Source organism: Spirillospora sp. NPDC052269 (assembly GCF_040679435.1).
In the GTDB taxonomy this organism is placed as follows: Bacteria; Actinomycetota; Actinomycetes; order Streptosporangiales; family Streptosporangiaceae; genus Spirillospora.
Genome location: NZ_JBFAUU010000005.1, coordinates 469,103 through 484,037, shown reverse-complemented (window position 1 = coordinate 484,037; position 14,935 = coordinate 469,103). Strand labels below are relative to the sequence as shown.

Here is a 14,935-nt window from a genome sequence, read left to right as displayed (position 1 = left end):
CCCTTCTCCCCATCTTCCCTGCGCACCGATTTGGTCGCAGGCCGGAGTTGGCACCACTTCCCGGTCGGCCTCGCGGAGTCGCGAGTGCGTTCTGACCGGGTGGTTGCCGGGGCTTCGTAGGGCCGGTCCCTCCACCCCTCTGGATGAGCGATATGAAGTTGTGCGAGGGCTGAGCTGGAAGACCGGCCCGTTCGGCCACTGTGCTCCCTGCACCCCTCTGGATGAGCGATATGAAGTTATATGAGGGGTTCTTTCGAACTCCGTGGCCCGAGATTACATGACGTGACCGGTTCGCGGACAAGGCCATCTCGCCGGTTGAGATGCGTTCAGCTCGTGGCCTTGGTCACCCGACAGACTTCTGTCACGCTGCCGGGAGGTGTCCGTGGAGGTGGCGACAGGTCTGTGCCGATGAACCACGCGGGCCCCTTTGATGTGCGGGCGCCTCGGCTGAGACGCTGCCTCCATGAGTCGAATCGTGGTGGCGTCCAACCGTGGTCCGGTGTCGTTCACCAGGAGCGAGGGCGGCGGGCTGACCGCGCGGCGCGGCGGCGGCGGACTGGTGTCGGGCCTCGCCGGGGTCGCGGCCGAGACGGACGTGCTGTGGGTGTGCGCGGCGCTCGGCGACGCCGACCGGGAGGCCGCGCGCGAGGCCCCGGACGGACGGCTCGACCAGGCGGGGCACGACACCGGCGACGCGGCGGTGCGGATGCTCGACATCCCCGCCGCGACCTTCCAGCGCGCCTACAACTCGGTCGCGAACTCGACGCTCTGGTTCGTCCACCACCTGCTGTACGAGACGCCGGTCGCGCCGCATTTCGACGCGCGGTTCCGCCGGGACTGGCAGTCCTACGAGGCGTACAACGCGGCGTTCGCCGACGCCGTGGCCCAGTCGTCCGGCGAGGGGGCGAAGGCCGTCGTGCAGGACTACCACCTGTCGCTCGCGCCGGGCATGCTCCGCGAGCGGCGCCCCGACCTGCGCATCGCGCACTTCTCGCACACGCCGTGGGCGCCGCCGGAGTACTTCCGGATGCTGCCGGACGACATCGCCGTCGCCGTCCTCGGCGGCATCCTCGGCGCGGACCACGCCGGGTTCCTCACACGACGTTGGGCGGACGCCTTCCTCGCATGCTGCGCCGAAATCCTGCCCGGCGCACGCGTGGACGGCCGATCCGTCACCTACGCGGGCCGGACGACCCAGATCGGTGTGCACGGCCTCGGCGTGGACGGTGAGTCCCTGCGCGCACGAGCCGCCCAGCCGGACGTGGCCGAACGCCGGGAGACACTGCGCGCGCAGGTGGGCGACCGCAAACTGATCGTCCGCGTGGACCGGACGGAACTCTCGAAGAACATCGTGCGCGGCCTGGCCGCCTACCGCGAGCTGCTCGCGACGCATCCCGAATGGCACGGACGGGTCGTCCACCTGGCGTTCGCGTATCCGTCGCGGACGGACCTCGCCGAGTACCGCGCGTACACCGAGGCCGTCCACGCGATGGCGCGGGCGATCTCCGACGAGTTCGCGACGCCCACCTGGGATCCGCTGATCGTGCAGGTCAACGACGACTATCCGCGCTCGCTCGCGGCCTACACGCTCGCGGACGTCCTGCTGGTGAACCCGATCCGGGACGGCATGAACCTCGTCGCCAAGGAGGGGCCGGTGCTGTCGGCGGACGGCTGCGCGCTGGTGCTGTCCCGGGAGGCCGGCGCCGCCGCCGAGCTCGCGGACGACGCGCTGACGGTCAATCCGTTCGACGTGTCGCAGACCGTCGGGGCGCTGCATCACGCGCTGCTCATGCCGTCCGGTGAGCGCGGCGAGCGGTGCCGCCGACTCGCCGCCGCCGCGACCGCGCTCCCGCCCGCCCGCTGGTTCGCCGACCAGCTCGACGCCCTCGGTTAGGCGGTCGGCGACGGCGCAGGCTCGGTGGCGGGTTCGAGCAGGCAGGTGACTGGGTTGGGCTCGTGCAGCCGCCGCCAGCGTTCCCGCATGTCGGCCTTGCCGTGCGCCAGCCGGCGGTGCGTCGCCGTCGCGGCGAACTTCGCGAACAGCGCGGGCCCCGGCCGGGGCAGGCCGCTCGGCTCGTAGCCGTGGTCGGTGAGGCGGTCGCCGAACGCGGCGTCCGCGAGGCCGATCTCCCACGGTTCGAGCCGCGTCCGCCACGAGCCGACACGCCCGGACGACACGGCCGAGCGGGTTCGGCTGTGCCACTCCTTCTGCGGCGGGACGGTCAGCTCGGCGATGTGCCTCGGCTCGGTCATCGCCGGGTCGTACTCCTCGCCGAGGAACCCGCACAGCTCGGCCAGTTCCGCGGCCGGATCCGCGACCAGGTCCTCGTACCGGAGCTCGAAGTACCGGTCCGGGCCGAGGTGCGCGGCGGTGCGGCGGCCGGTGTCGATCGCCTCGCGCCACGCCGCGATCGCGTGGTGGACGTCAAGCTTGTACCAGGGCATCTCGCAGAGCGACGCCACGCAGTCGCGGCCGTCCCGGATGAGGTGGACGAACTGCGCGTCCGGGAACATTCGCAGCAGTGCCGGGATGTTCCTGGAGTAGCTGGGCCTCTTGTCACCCCAGCGGACGCGGTCGAACCGGCGCGCGTACGCGCGGAACACGATGCCGAGCGCCGAGCCGAGCGTGGCCGGGCCGTCGACGATCTCCTCGGTCACCGCCGCCGCGTCCAGGCCGAGGTCGCCGAACCTGGTCACGCGCCGGGTGGTGATCCACTCCGCGAGCCGACGTCTGTTCTCCCTGTCCTCCAGGTCACCGAAGTCGCACCTTTCCGTGTAGGCCGGAAGGACGAACCGGGTCTCGGCGGGGATCGCGACGCGCGGATGCGAGTGCAGCATCAGCTGGAGCAGCGTCGTCCCGGAACGCGGGCAGCCGAGGATGAAGACCGGCCGGGCGGACGGGGCGGTACCAGTGGCCATGCAGGGCATGGTGACCCACCGATGCCTCTGACCAGGGCGGATTCGCGTCCGTTTGGCCCACCCGTTGCCGACCCTTGGCACCCGCCGCCCGGAACGGACGCGCCCGGAGGACGGACGCGCCCGCCGTGGGCGGATGGGTCAGGTGTAGGACTCGCCGAGCGTCTGCCGGACCTGCTTGCGGGCCTCGTGGATGCGCGACTTGACCGTGCCGAGCGGCAGCTTGAGCTGCTCGGCGATCTCGGCGTACTCCAGCTGGGACACGTCGCGGAGCACCAGGGCCTGGATCAGGTCGGGCTTGCGGGACTCCAGGTCCTCCATCGCGTCGAGGATGTCCACCCGGGAGCCCGCGATCACGCTCGTGCGGCGCGGGTCGGGACGCTGCTGGGGCAGCTCGCCCGCCTGCTCCACCGAGCGGCGCTTGAGCGACCGGTAGGTGGACCGGGACGAGTTCGCCACCACGACATGCAGCCAGGTGGAGAAGCGGGACCGCCCTTCGAAACGGTGGATGTTACGCGCGACCTGCAGCAACGCGTCCTGACACGCCTCCTCGGCGTCCTGCCGGTTGGGCAGGAAGCGGGACGCGTGACGGAGCACGTCCGGCTCGATCTTCCGGAGCAGCTCGTCCAGCGCGCTCGCGTCTCCGCGAGCGGCCTTCAGCGCCAGGTCCTCTGTTCTCTCATCGAATGCCATCGCCGTGCCTCGACCTCGCTCGCACACACACCCCGTTTGTTGGGCATGATACGGGAGTGTCCTTCCCCTCTACTGTCGGCCGTTACCGAATCGACCGCGCTCTCGGGTCCGGGGCGTTCGCCTCAGTGTGGCTCGGGCATGACGAAGCGCTCGACTCGATGGTCGCGATCAAAGTCCTGAACGGCAGCCTGCTGGACGACCTCGATGTGCGCAACCGGTTCCTGGAGGAAGCGCGGATTCTCCGCCGCGCCGACTCCGAGCGGCTGGTGCGTGTGCACGACATCGGCGAACTCCCGGACGGCCGTCCCTACTTCGTCATGTCGTACGCCGACCGGGGGACGCTCGCCGACCGGATGAAGCAGCGTCCGCTTCCGGTCGCCGAGGCGCTCGCGCTCGCCGAGGACACCGCGTACGGCGTGGAGGTCATCAACACGCTCGGGGTGATCCACCGCGACCTCAAGCCGTCGAACGTGCTGTTCCAGTCCACGCCGGACGGCGGCGAGAAGGTGCTCATCGCCGACCTCGGGCTGGCCAAGGCGCTGGCGCACGCGTCCGGCGCGTTCACCCTCCCGGTCGGGACGCCCGGCTACATGTCCCCCGAACAGGCCCGTTTCGGCGGCGGCCTGGACGTGCGCGCGGACGTGTACGGGCTCGGCGCCCTGACCTTCCACATGCTGACCGGACGGCCGCCCGGCCAGCCGCCGATCCGGGTCCAGCCGAGCGAACTGCGCGAGGGCCTGCCGCCCGGCACGGACGAGGTGATCCTGCGCGCCCTGGAGGTCGAGCGGGAGAAGCGCTGGCCGACGGCCGAGGCGTTCGGCGAGGCGCTGGCCGAGCTGCGCGCGAAGGCCCCGGCCGAGGCGTCCGCGGACGCCGCCGGCGGGACGCCGAACCCGGCTCCGGCCACGGTCGTCGGCGGCTCGACGGAGGCGCCGGACACGGTCATGGACGTGCCGACGCCACAGCAACCGGTCGATTCTGGCGAACCCGGCACCCCGCTGGACGCGTCATACCCCGGTGTCAAGGACGAGGCACCGGAGGCGACCGTGCGTGACCATTCTCCCCAGCATCCCTACGGGGACCGTCCGCCCGGTTCGGAGACCCTCCCGCCGGACGGCGGGCCGGACGACGCCCGCACGACCGAGATGCAACTGCCGCCCGGCCCGCCCGCCGGACCGCGGAGCTCGGCCGGACCGCGGGGCTCGGCGGCGGGGGCGGGCTACCCGGTCATGCCGCGCGACAGCGGTGAGGCGACCGTCCTCGACCAGCAGGGCGGCGGACGGTTCTCCGAGCCGGGCGGCGGACGGTTCGGAGAGCGGGTGCCGCCGACGGCGGGCAACGACGGCAAGACGGCGGTGTTCCAGGCGGGCGGCCCGGCGGAGGGCCAGCCGTACGGGCCCGGACGAGGTCAGAGCCCCGGGCCGGGTGGAGTCCCGTACGCCCCGGGTCCGGGCCAGGCGCCCGGGCCTTCGCAGAGTCCGCCTCCGCACGGGTACCCGCCGCCGCCCTATCAGCCTCAGCAGCAGCCTCCCGGCCCGCCCGGTCCGTCCCCTTCGTCCGGTAAGGGTTCGCCCTTCGGACGGCGGAAGAAGGACGCCGGCGGCTCGGGCGGCGGTCCCGGCGGGCCGTCCGGTCCCGGTGGAGGCGGAGGCGGGGGCAACGGCGGCGGAGGAGGCGGCGGAGGTCGGCGCGGGTACCTGACCCCGCTGCTCATCACGGCCGCGGTGCTGACCGTCGCGCTCGTCGCCGGGCTCGCCCTCGGCTCGATCTTCTCCAAGGACGGCAAGAAGGGCACGACGGGCGACGGCGGCAAGAAGGCGTCCGTCCCAGCCGACTTCGCCCAGGTCGCGGACGGCTCGGGCAAGATCAGCGCGGCCGTGCCCAAGGCGTGGCCGAAGGCCGGCCCGGACCAGACGTGGCTGCCGAGCTCCCTCGGCTTCACCGGCGACGCCACCGCCCGGCCCGTCCTGCGGGCGACCCCGGACGTGGCGAAGTTCCGCGGCGTCGGGACGGCGCCCGGCGTGTTCGTCGGCCTGACCACCGCGATGCCGAAGGCGACCACGCTGCCGCCCGGCGTCTCGACCCACGCGTCCTGCACGAAGGGCGCGCCGGAGAACTACACCTCGCCGGACAAGACGCTCACCGGGACGATCCTGCGGTTCACCGCCTGCAGGACCGGAACGGCGCAGGTCACCGAGGTCGCGCTGCACTCGGCCGACCAGAAGTTCGGCGCATGGGTCCGGATCCGGCAGACCGACAACGCCGACATCGTGAAGACGGTCCTGGACAACCTGAAGCTCCAGGCGCCCTGACCTTCGGCGACGACCACGTCGGGCCCCGCGATCTCGTCGCGGGGCCCGACGTCGTTCCAGGGCCCGACGTCGCTCAGGTGGCCGACGTCGTTCCGGGCCGGACCGTCCTCGGTCAGAGGGCAGCCGGGGTGCGGACGTGCTCCGGGAGCGGCCCGAACCCCACGCCGCGCGCCAGCAGATGCCGGACGGGCCGGAGCGTTCCAGCGCGTTTCAGGGCGCCCAGCGCCGGCGGCCGTCCGCTGAGCACGCGCTCGATGACGAACCGCTGGACCGCCACCTGGGCCATCTGCACGGCCAGCGTCGGCGGCACGCGGCGGCGCTGCACCGCCGCGAGGTCGGCGACCCCGACCGTCCCGGACGCGCGCAGCGCCGGGACGATCCGGTTCGCGGTCGCGACGGCGTCCTGGATGGCCAGGTTGATGCCGACGCCCCCGATCGGGGACATGGCGTGCGCGGCGTCCCCGATGCAGAGCAGGCCGGGCCGGTACCAGCGGCGCAGCCGGTCCACCCGGACGTCCAGGACGCTGACGTCGTCCAGCTCGAGCCCCGCGACCCGGTCCGCCATGGACGGCAGCAGCTCGGCGACGTCGGCGCGCAGCGCGTCGATGCCCCGGTCGCGGATCTCCGACCAGCCGTCCTTCGGGACGAGGTAGGCGACCTGCCAGTACGCTTCGCGGTTGATCATGGCGGCCATCCGGCCGACGCCCGGACGCAGGAACGCGTTCTCGCGGTCGCCCGGTTCGCGCGGCAGCCGGAACCACGCCACGTCCATCGGCGCGCCCAGGTTCCGGATCGGCAGCCCGGCGGCGCGGCGCAGCGTGGAGTGCCGTCCGTCGGCGGCGACGGTGAGCTCGGCCTCGAGCTCGTGCTCGGTCCCCGCGGCGTCCCGGTAGCGGATACCGGTGACCCGGCCGTCCTCGGTGAGCAGGCCGGTGGCCTCGGACTTCATCAGCAGCCGGAAGCCGGGCAGCTCCGCCGCCGCCTTGGTGATCATCGTGAGGAAGTCCCACTGCGGGACCATCGCGATGTACGGGTGCCGCTCGCGCAGCGTCCGCAGGTCGGCGACGGTGAAGAACTCGCCGTCACCGGTGTTCACGTCCAGCCCCGCGACCTTGCGGTGGTCGAGCCTTTCGAAGCGGTCGCCGAGGCCGATCTCGTCCAGCACGTCCAGCGTGGACGGGTGGATCGTGTCGCCCCGGAAGTCGCGCAGGAAGTCCCCGTGCTTCTCCAGGACGGCGACGTCGATGCCGGAGCGGGCGAGCAGGAGGCCGAGGACGGCCCCGGCGGGCCCTCCGCCCACCACACAGACCGTGGCGCGGTCCCCGTCTCCCTGGTTCTTGGTGCGTCCCATGGGACACCACCCCCTGCTTCGATATTCATCGCCTGATGAGTTTCTGTCAAGGGGTTGACAGGGGGGCTTGCGGGCGAGTGTTCGCCGATATATCGTTAATGCATCGCGATCGAACGACAATAGGAGATGGTGACGATGCGCGAGTACACCAGGGGCCACGGGCGCGACCGGCGCGGGCGCGGGCCGCGCTTCGACGGCGGTCCCGAGGCGCGGATGCGCCGCGACGATCCGTTCGGATGGGGCGGTCCCGGCTTCGGTCCCGGAATGCCGGGCTTCGGCCCGGACCGCCGTGGACGCGGCCGGGGCGGCGGGCGCCGGACCCGGCGCGGCAACGTCCGGGCGGCGCTGCTCGCCCTGCTGGCCGAGCGGCCGATGCACGGCTACGAGATGATCCAGCAACTCGACGAGCGCACCGGCGGCGTCTGGCGGCCGAGCCCCGGCTCGGTCTACCCGACGCTCCAGATGCTCGAGGACGAGGGCCTGGTCAGCAGCGAGGAGCAGGGCGGCAAGCGGCTGTTCTCCCTCACCGAGACGGGCGGCGCGGAGGCGGCCGCGCAGACCACCGCGCCCTGGGACGAGGTCACCGAGGCCGCCGGCGAGAACGTCCTGCACTCGCGGGAGGCCGTCCGGCAGCTCATGGGCGCGCTGCACCAGGTCATGGCCGTGGGCAGCGCGTCCCAGCAGGCCCGCGCGCTGGACGTCGTGAACGACGCCCGCCGCCGCCTCTACGGCATCCTCGCCGACGACCCGGAGGCGGAGAGCTGATCCCCGCGAAAGCGTGAAGGGCCGCCGCGACCTCGGTCGCGGCGGCCCTTCACGTTCCGGATGAACATGGGAGGGATCAGCGTGGGAGCGGGGCTTCCTTGGCGTCCGCGTTCGCCATGTAGAGCCGCTTCCAGATGAACAGGCGCAGGTCGCCCGTCTTCAGCTCCTTCTCGACCGGGACGTCCACCGTCGCGCGGACGAGGTAGGCCGAACCCGGCGGCAGGTACTTGTCCTCGCCGTCGCCCTTGACGAGCTGGCCGCCGCGCAGCGTCCGGACGACGTCGCTGTGGGTCGGCGGCGTGCACATGTCCTCGGGCGCACCGAGCTGCGGCATGCAGCGTCCGCGCCCCGCGCTCTCCACGAGCGTGCGCTTGACGAACACGTCGCCGGGGTAGTCGAGCAGCACCTTGTCGTGGGTCGGATTGGACAGCACGTACTCGACGTACGCGAACCCGTATCCGGACGGCGCGGCCGTCTGCTGCGTGGACGCGCCGTCGCCCGTCCCCGTGTCCACGGCGGCGAGCTGGTACTTGTTGCCGTCCGCCGTGCCGACGGTCACCGGGGTGCCGGTCTTCGGCATCCGGCCGGACTGCACCGGCGCGGACGAGCCACCGCCGGCGGACGCCGTCGCGCCGTCCTTCTTGCCGCCGTCCGAACCGGGGACCAGCACGAACGCGCCCGCGGCGGCCGCGGCCACCACGAGCACCGCCGCGCCCGCGAGCAGGCCCTTGCGGCGTCCGTCGCGCCCGCGCTGCTCGCGCCGGATCCGGTTCCGCTCGCTCCGCGACGACCCGATCCGCACCTCGACGCCGCTGGTCTCGCGCACGCCCAGCTCGTCCGAGCCCCGGCCCGAGTAGGGCGCGCCGGACGGTTGGACGCCCGGCGAGTGCTGAGGCTGGAACTGCTGGGCGGGCGGCTGCTGCGGCTGCGAATACTGCGGCTGCGGCGAAGGCTGCTGCGGCTGCTGTTGTGCGGACGGCTGCTGCCGGCCGTATCCGTGTGGCGCCGAGACGTCCCACGTCTGGAGATGCTCGCCCGAACCCCTCGGCGACTGGACGGTCGGATACCCGCCGGACGCGAACGGCTCATCCGGGTACCCGGTGGGCTGCTGCGTCCGCGTCTGCGACGGCTGGGCCGGTGGCTGCGAGGGCTGGACGGGGAAGCCGGAGGTCGGTGCGCCCGAGGGGTCACGGGACGTCTCGCGCGGCCCCGCCGGCCGTCGCGGGATTTCGGGTCCAGTGTCCACGTCAGCGCTCCCCACGTGCTCGTCGTCCGACCGAGTCCCCTACTCGGCCGGGCGCAGCGAAATTACTCTATCTTTGCGCAAATGTTCGCCTGATTCGCACCTGCCCCACCCGCATCGTCGGTAGAGGCCGTCCGAACCCGCCGAAAGCGCACGCTGCGGGCGACCCGCGCCGCACCGGCCAGGGGTGGTCAGGAAGAGGCGGGCAGAAGCGTGCCGAGAAGGTCGACGACGCCCTCCGGACCGTCCACGACCAGGTCGGCACGGGCGGCCAGCTCGGTGACCTCGGCGGATCCGCTGCACAGCTTGAGGCCGGGCACGCCGTCCGCGCGGAAGGCGTCCACGGCGTCGAAGGCGGCGAGGTCGCCCAGGTCGTCCCCGGCGAACAACAGCATCGACGGCCGCCCGGTCTCGGCGATGAACTCGCGCAGCGCGACGCCCTTGTCCATGCCGGGCGGACGCAGCTCCAGCACGAACCGTCCGGGCTCGACGACCAGGCCGTGCCGTTCGGCCAGCGCGTTCATGATGCTCCGCAGACGATCGAGCGCGACCTGCGGTTCCGCACAGCGGCGGGTGTGGACGGCGAGGGCGCGCCCCTTGTCCTCCACGAACGTCTCGGGCGGCGCACCCGCCGCGTCCAGGACGCGCGGCAGCTTGGCGCGCGCCTCGGCGACGCCGGGCGGCGGCTCGGGCGAGGTCAGCGTGCCGGACTCCCAGCGCTCCGCGCCGTACTGACCGAGGACGACCAGCCCGTCGATGCCCTCGAAACCGCCGTACTCCACCGCGACCTTCGCGGGACGCCCGGTCACCACGACCAGCGCCCGCACCCGCGGGGCCAGGGCGGCGAGGGCCTCGGCGGCGCGGGGATGCGCCCGCGCCGCCGCCGGGTCGGCCACGATCGGCGCGAGCGTGCCGTCGAAGTCGAAACCGAGGACCGCCCCACCGGGATCGGCGCGTAGGGCGGCGAGGGCGTCCTCGCCCTCCGGGCTGATGGGGGAGGAGGAAGGAGTCACGTGACCAGTGTCGGCCACGGCGGGCGCGGCTCAAAGCCGCCGCTCGCAGCGGGTGGGGACGGGGCGCTCGGGACGCGCTTCAGGGGCGGATGCCGAGGCGGCGCGCGGCGCGTTGGCGCTGCCGCTGGGTGCGCATCCGCTGGAGGCGCTTGACCAGCATCGGGTCGTGGCGCAGCGCCTCGGGTCGGTCGATGAGGATGTTCAGGAGCTGGTAGTACCGCGTCGCCGACATGTCGAAGGTCTCGCGGATGGCCTGCTCCTTGGCTCCGGCGTACTTCCACCACTGCCGCTCGAAGGCGAGGATCTGGCGGTCGCGCTCGGACAGGAGGTCGGCCGGGAAGGCCGCGTCGTTCGGAAGGGCCGCGTCGTCCGGGAGACCGGCGTCGTCCGGGGAGGGCGCGTCGCCGGTGAGGCCCGCGACGCCTTCCGGGCCCTCGTTCCTCGGGGGCAGGGGTGAGCCGTCGTTCATGCTGCCGTCCTGTTGGGAGCCGTGGCCGCGATCGTCCGCCACCGGCACGGCGTCCCCTTGGTGGTCACTGATCCCGGGTCGTCCGGGTTCGGCCGAGGCCACTCTACGCGTCCCGGCGGACATTCTCCGGCCGTTCGCCCGGAACGGCCTTCCGCCCCGCCGGGCCGTCCGCTTCTGTCCGCGGCCGTCCCGCCCTCGCCGTCGGGCTCGACCGGGGGCGACGGGGACCCGCAGGTCACACGCGGTAGCGTGTGCATAGCGCACCCATGCAGCCCCGAGCACGGATCAGGCGCCACCACCCTCCGGGAGGCCGAGCATGACGACGGAGAGGCCCGCCACGTCCGAGTCCGCCGCCGAGCCCGCGCCGGACGACGCGTCGCTCTCCGACATCACGCTGGCGCTGTTCCACCTGCGCCGGGTCTGGGCCCGCCCGGACCTGATGCGGAAGATCCGGGCGCAGACCTCGTCCGGGCCGGGCGGACGTCCGCTCCAGCTCTCCAACCTGATGGTCGTGCACGCCGTCGCCGCCCTCGCCGAGTGCGAGGACGGCCTGGAGGTCACGGTCGGGGCGGTCGCCGAGCGGCTGGAGATCGACCCGTCCACCGCCAGCCGCCTGGTCGGGCACGCGATCGACGCCGGGCTCGTCTCGCGCCGTCCCTCGCCGGTGGACGCCCGGCGCGCCAACCTCGGCCTGACCGAGGCCGGCCAGCGGGTGCGGCAGGTCGCCGAGCGGTTCCGCCGCGCCTACTTCGAGGCGCTGATGAGCGGCTGGAGCGAGCACGAGAAGAGCGAGTTCGCCCGGTTGCTCACCCAGTTCGCCGACGCCGCCGCGCAGTCGCCCACGATGATGGACGCCGAGGGCGTCGAGCGCATCTTCCGGGAGGCCGGGGCCGACTGACCCCGGCCCCACCCCCGTCCCTCCCCTCTCGGTCTCAATCGCGCTCGGCGCGCAGCGCCGACATCCGGGCGTGGAACTCGTCCTCGTCGACCTCGCCGCGGGCGAAGCGCTCGGCGAGCAGGTCCTCGGGACGCGTGGCGCGCGCGGAACCGGACGCGGACGCGGCGGCCGCCCGGGGTCCCCAGCCACCCCAGCCGCCCCGTCCACGCCGCTTCACCAGCTGGAACGCGAAGAAACCGATCACGGCCATCCACAGCAGGCCGAAAGTGATCGGGAAGACGGCCCACCAGCCGGGTCCGTCGTGGTGGTGCCAGCCGGGCTCCGCGGCGGTGATCAACAGCGGGTGCATATCGGACTCCTCCTCCGGTTCGGATGCACCGATGGTCCGTGGAGGGTCCGGGACGTGTCGTCGTACGAGCGGCGGCTTCGCGGCTACGCCCGCCGGGGTAGTGGGATCACCACCACGGCGGACGGAACTCGTCGTCGTCCGCGATCAGCGGACGGCGGCGGCGCGAGGGACGGCCGAGGGCGTCGTCCGGCGGGGTGGGCAGCGGGCCGTTGCCGGGACCGTCCGCGAGTCCGGGCGGCGGCGCGTCCGGAACGGCCCCGGTCTGGAGGTCCTCCAGCGGCGGCATGGCCGGCGGGAGGGGCGTCCCGGCCTCGGCGAGCACGCCGCGCCGGAACAGCTCCCACTCCTCGTCGCTGAGGCCCGGCTCGTCCTCGACGGGACGCGGCTCCTGCTCGCTCAACGGCCCCGCACCCTGCACCGACCCCGGCCCGCCCTTCAGCGGATCGCTCAACGGGTCGAACGCCGACCGGCTCTCAGGCTCGATGTCGGCAGGCGCCGGGTTCCCGTCGGACGGCCCACCGGAGAACGTCGGAGCGGCCAACGGTTCCGCGGGCTCGGGCAAAGGCGGAGTCGGGGTCGGGGCGGCGAGCGGCTCCACGGGCTCCCGCGGAGGCGGGGCGGCGAAATGCGGCGGAGCGGTGAGCGGCTCCGCCGGCTCCGGCATGGGAGACGACGGAGGAGCGAGCGGTTCCACAAGCTCGAACGAAGGCGCCGGACGCGGCGGAGCGGGCTGGAACGACATCCTCGGCGGCGGCTCCTGCGCGAGGATCGTCTCGGACGGCCCGAAACCGGGCTCGAAGTCCGGCCCGAGGTCCTGCTCGGAGTCGTCGTCCGGACGGCGGCGCTGCCGCCAGCCGAGGAACAGCCCGATGAGCAGCAGCCCTCCCCCGCCACTGAGAATGGCCAGGTAGATCCGGTTGGAGTTCCCCGAGCTTTCCGCGGCGGGCGCGTTGTCGGTCCGGGCGGGTGGCGCGGACGGCCTGGGCGGCTCCTTGCTGATCCGCGCGGCGGCGGTCATCGCGCGCGCCGCGTCCAGCACGCCGGGGCAGTTCCCGGACGGCGCCGCGTCCTTCCCGGACGAGCCCTCGACGAGCGCCTGCCGCACCTGGTCCGGGTTCAGCGACGGGTAGCGCGAGCGCAGCAGCGCGACGACCCCGGCCACGATCGCCGAGGACGGGCTGGTGCCGGTGCCGACCACGTAGCCGTCGTCGGCGTCCGCGCTGACGATGTCCACGCCGGGCGCGCAGACGGCGACGTAGGAGTGGCGGTTGCTGTCCTTCCACTCGCGCATGTCGCGGTCGAGCGCGCCCACGGCGATGACGCCCGGGTAGGCCGCCGGGAAGTTCTTGCGGTTCGCGCCCGCGCCGTCGTTCCCCGCGGACGCGATGAGCACGACGCCCTTGCCCTGCGCGTACCGGATGGCGTCCTCCTCGGAGGAGTCGCCGTCGTAGTACTGCTTGCCGCCGCCGAGCGACATGTTGATGACGGTCGCGCCATGGTCGACCGCGTACCGGATGCCCTGCGCGATGGCGTCCCGGGCGTGGCTGACCTGCGCGTCGTCCTTGCGCATCGGGTCGTCGTTCTCCCACGTCACGCGCAGCGACAGCACGTGGCTGGCGGGCGCGACGCCCATCACGCCCTGCGCGTCCCCGGGGCCGTGCCCGTGCCCGGCGATGATGCTGGCCATCGACGTGCCGTGCAGCCCCCAGTACTTGCCGCCCGGGTGGCGCGTCCCGCCGGTGAGGTCCGGCCCGGCGAGGACGCGTCCGGTGAGGTCGGGGTGGTGCCTGTCGACGCCGGTGTCGAGGACGGCCACGACGACGCCCGCGCCGCGCGAGCGCCTCCACGCCTTCGGCAGGTGCAGCGCGGACAGGTGCCACTCGCGCGACCGGATCATGTCCACCGGACCGTCCGGGGCCTGCGGGAACGGCAGCGGCGCGGACGCGGCGACGGGGGACGTCCGGGAGGCGGCGGCCGGGGACTTGACGGTGCGGGACTTGGCGGCGCGCGAGATCGCGGCGCTGGAGTCGGCGGCGCGCGGGTCCGTCCCGGGCGCGGGCGCGATCGCGATCGGGACGGCGACCGCCGAGGCGAGGGTCAGCGCGGTGAGGACGGCGGCGGTGCGGACGGGCACGGCGCGCACCGGCACGACGCCGAGGGCCGGACGGTTCGTGACGCGGTGGCGGAGCCTCCGGAGGCGGCGTCCGGCAGGGGGCACGTCACCGCACCTCCTCCCGGCCGTGGGCCGCGTTCCACGGGGTCCCGATCGTCCGGGCGGCGGACGTCCGACCGGCTGCGGTCATTCTGCCACGACGCTCCGGGGCCGCCCCGGCACTCCGGCACATCGGGACACAGGCCGGGACATCGGGCTCAGGCGCACTTCCCGTACGGGTGGTCGCAGTGGTACGCACGGCCGCCGAGATCGCCGCGCGCCCGGTCGACCAGGCCGTCCGGGCCGGTGACGAGCCAGTTCGGCCCGCGCAGGATCGCGAACGCGCCGTTCTCGCCGAGCGCGCTCTGCCCGACGCCGGTGCGCCAGCTGCGCAGCGCGCTGTCCATGGTGAGGCCGAGGCTCGGGTCGACGACGGTCGCGGCGACGAAGCGTCCCTGGTAGCGGCACTCGACGCGGGCCGCGTCCGTGCTGCAGCCGGTCGCGCCCGCCGTGCGCAGGGCCCGTCCGATCTCGGCGGTGCCCTGGTAGGAGCGGGCGCTCGGGACGGACCTCGCGGTCGCCGATCCGCCGTCGCCGCCGCAGCCCGCGAGCAGCGCCGCCGCGCCCACCGTGGCGAGCGCGGTGGCTCCGGTCGAGCGGACCAGGGCGAGCGGGGACGAGGGCTTCATGCGCACAAGCCTGCCCTACCGGCGGGTAACCACAGGCCCTCCGGCGGTGTTAGTCCCCTCACGAAAGTGATCACTGCCCGCGCGC

General features: G+C 73.5%; 13 protein-coding genes and 1 riboswitch. Of the genes, 4 read left to right on the top strand and 9 right to left on the bottom strand.

Translation table 11 applies throughout. The annotated features are described in order from the left end of the window. Nucleotides 1–6: 6 nt before the first annotated feature. Nucleotides 7–150, bottom strand: a riboswitch (SAM riboswitch). Nucleotides 151–463: 313 nt separating this feature from the next. Further along, nucleotides 464–1,894: an alpha,alpha-trehalose-phosphate synthase (UDP-forming) gene (locus AB0L06_RS13680; protein WP_500231279.1), complete on the top strand. Its 1,431-nt coding sequence runs from the start codon at nt 464–466 to the stop codon at nt 1,892–1,894. Here AB0L06_RS13680 and AB0L06_RS13675 read toward each other — a convergent pair. After that, on the bottom strand, nt 1,891–2,919 hold the full coding sequence (locus AB0L06_RS13675) for a sulfotransferase family protein (RefSeq protein ID WP_500231278.1): 1,029 nt from the start codon (nt 2,917–2,919) through the stop codon (nt 1,891–1,893). The genes AB0L06_RS13680 and AB0L06_RS13675 overlap by 4 nt on opposite strands. Nucleotides 2,920–3,057: 138 nt before the next feature. Then, nucleotides 3,058–3,609 (bottom strand): RNA polymerase sigma factor, encoded by a 552-nt coding sequence (locus AB0L06_RS13670; protein ID WP_026414860.1) that lies wholly within the window; start codon nt 3,607–3,609, stop codon nt 3,058–3,060. Nucleotides 3,610–3,665: 56 nt separating this feature from the next. On the opposite strand from AB0L06_RS13670, the gene AB0L06_RS13665 reads away from it, so the two are divergent. Next, complete coding sequence (locus AB0L06_RS13665; RefSeq protein ID WP_500231277.1) at nt 3,666–5,921, top strand: serine/threonine-protein kinase; 2,256 nt, start codon at nt 3,666–3,668, stop codon at nt 5,919–5,921. A 112-nt stretch (nt 5,922–6,033) separates the two neighbouring features. On the opposite strand, the gene AB0L06_RS13660 is transcribed toward AB0L06_RS13665, so the two are convergent. Continuing rightward, nucleotides 6,034–7,272: an FAD-dependent oxidoreductase gene (locus AB0L06_RS13660; RefSeq protein ID WP_500231276.1), complete on the bottom strand. Its 1,239-nt coding sequence runs from the start codon at nt 7,270–7,272 to the stop codon at nt 6,034–6,036. Between the two features lie 135 nt (nt 7,273–7,407). Between AB0L06_RS13660 and AB0L06_RS13655 the strand changes: the two genes are divergently transcribed. Continuing rightward, nucleotides 7,408–8,037, top strand: coding sequence for a PadR family transcriptional regulator (locus tag AB0L06_RS13655; RefSeq protein ID WP_500231275.1), 630 nt, complete (start codon nt 7,408–7,410; stop codon nt 8,035–8,037). Between the two features lie 76 nt (nt 8,038–8,113). Here AB0L06_RS13655 and AB0L06_RS13650 read toward each other — a convergent pair whose 3' ends face one another. The 3 genes from AB0L06_RS13650 to AB0L06_RS13640 form a co-directional block, all read right to left on the bottom strand. Next, a complete protein-coding gene (locus tag AB0L06_RS13650) occupies nt 8,114–9,283 on the bottom strand; it encodes a hypothetical protein (RefSeq protein WP_500231274.1) in 1,170 nt (389 codons plus the stop codon). 188 nt (nt 9,284–9,471) lie between these two features. Next, entirely contained in the window at nt 9,472–10,293 is an 822-nt protein-coding gene (gene otsB / locus AB0L06_RS13645; RefSeq protein WP_500231273.1) for a trehalose-phosphatase, read from the bottom strand. Nucleotides 10,294–10,372: 79 nt separating this feature from the next. Further along, complete coding sequence (locus AB0L06_RS13640) at nt 10,373–10,618, bottom strand: DUF3263 domain-containing protein (protein WP_500231325.1); 246 nt, start codon at nt 10,616–10,618, stop codon at nt 10,373–10,375. A 460-nt stretch (nt 10,619–11,078) separates the two neighbouring features. Between AB0L06_RS13640 and AB0L06_RS13635 the strand changes: the two genes are divergently transcribed. Beyond that, nucleotides 11,079–11,660, top strand: coding sequence for a MarR family winged helix-turn-helix transcriptional regulator (locus AB0L06_RS13635; protein WP_500231272.1), 582 nt, complete (start codon nt 11,079–11,081; stop codon nt 11,658–11,660). Nucleotides 11,661–11,694: 34 nt separating this feature from the next. Here the strand turns inward: AB0L06_RS13635 and AB0L06_RS13630 are convergent, their stop codons facing one another. The 3 genes from AB0L06_RS13630 to AB0L06_RS13620 all read right to left on the bottom strand — a co-directional run bounded on the left by AB0L06_RS13630 (nt 11,695) and on the right by AB0L06_RS13620 (nt 14,850). Then, complete coding sequence (locus AB0L06_RS13630; protein ID WP_500231271.1) at nt 11,695–12,009, bottom strand: SHOCT domain-containing protein; 315 nt, start codon at nt 12,007–12,009, stop codon at nt 11,695–11,697. A 106-nt stretch (nt 12,010–12,115) separates the two neighbouring features. Next, nucleotides 12,116–14,227, bottom strand: a complete 2,112-nt coding sequence (locus tag AB0L06_RS13625) for a S8 family peptidase (protein WP_500231270.1) — start codon at nt 14,225–14,227, stop codon at nt 12,116–12,118. A 152-nt stretch (nt 14,228–14,379) separates the two neighbouring features. After that, nucleotides 14,380–14,850, bottom strand: a complete 471-nt coding sequence (locus tag AB0L06_RS13620; protein ID WP_500231269.1) for a hypothetical protein — start codon at nt 14,848–14,850, stop codon at nt 14,380–14,382. Between the last annotated feature and the right edge of the window lie 85 nt (nt 14,851–14,935).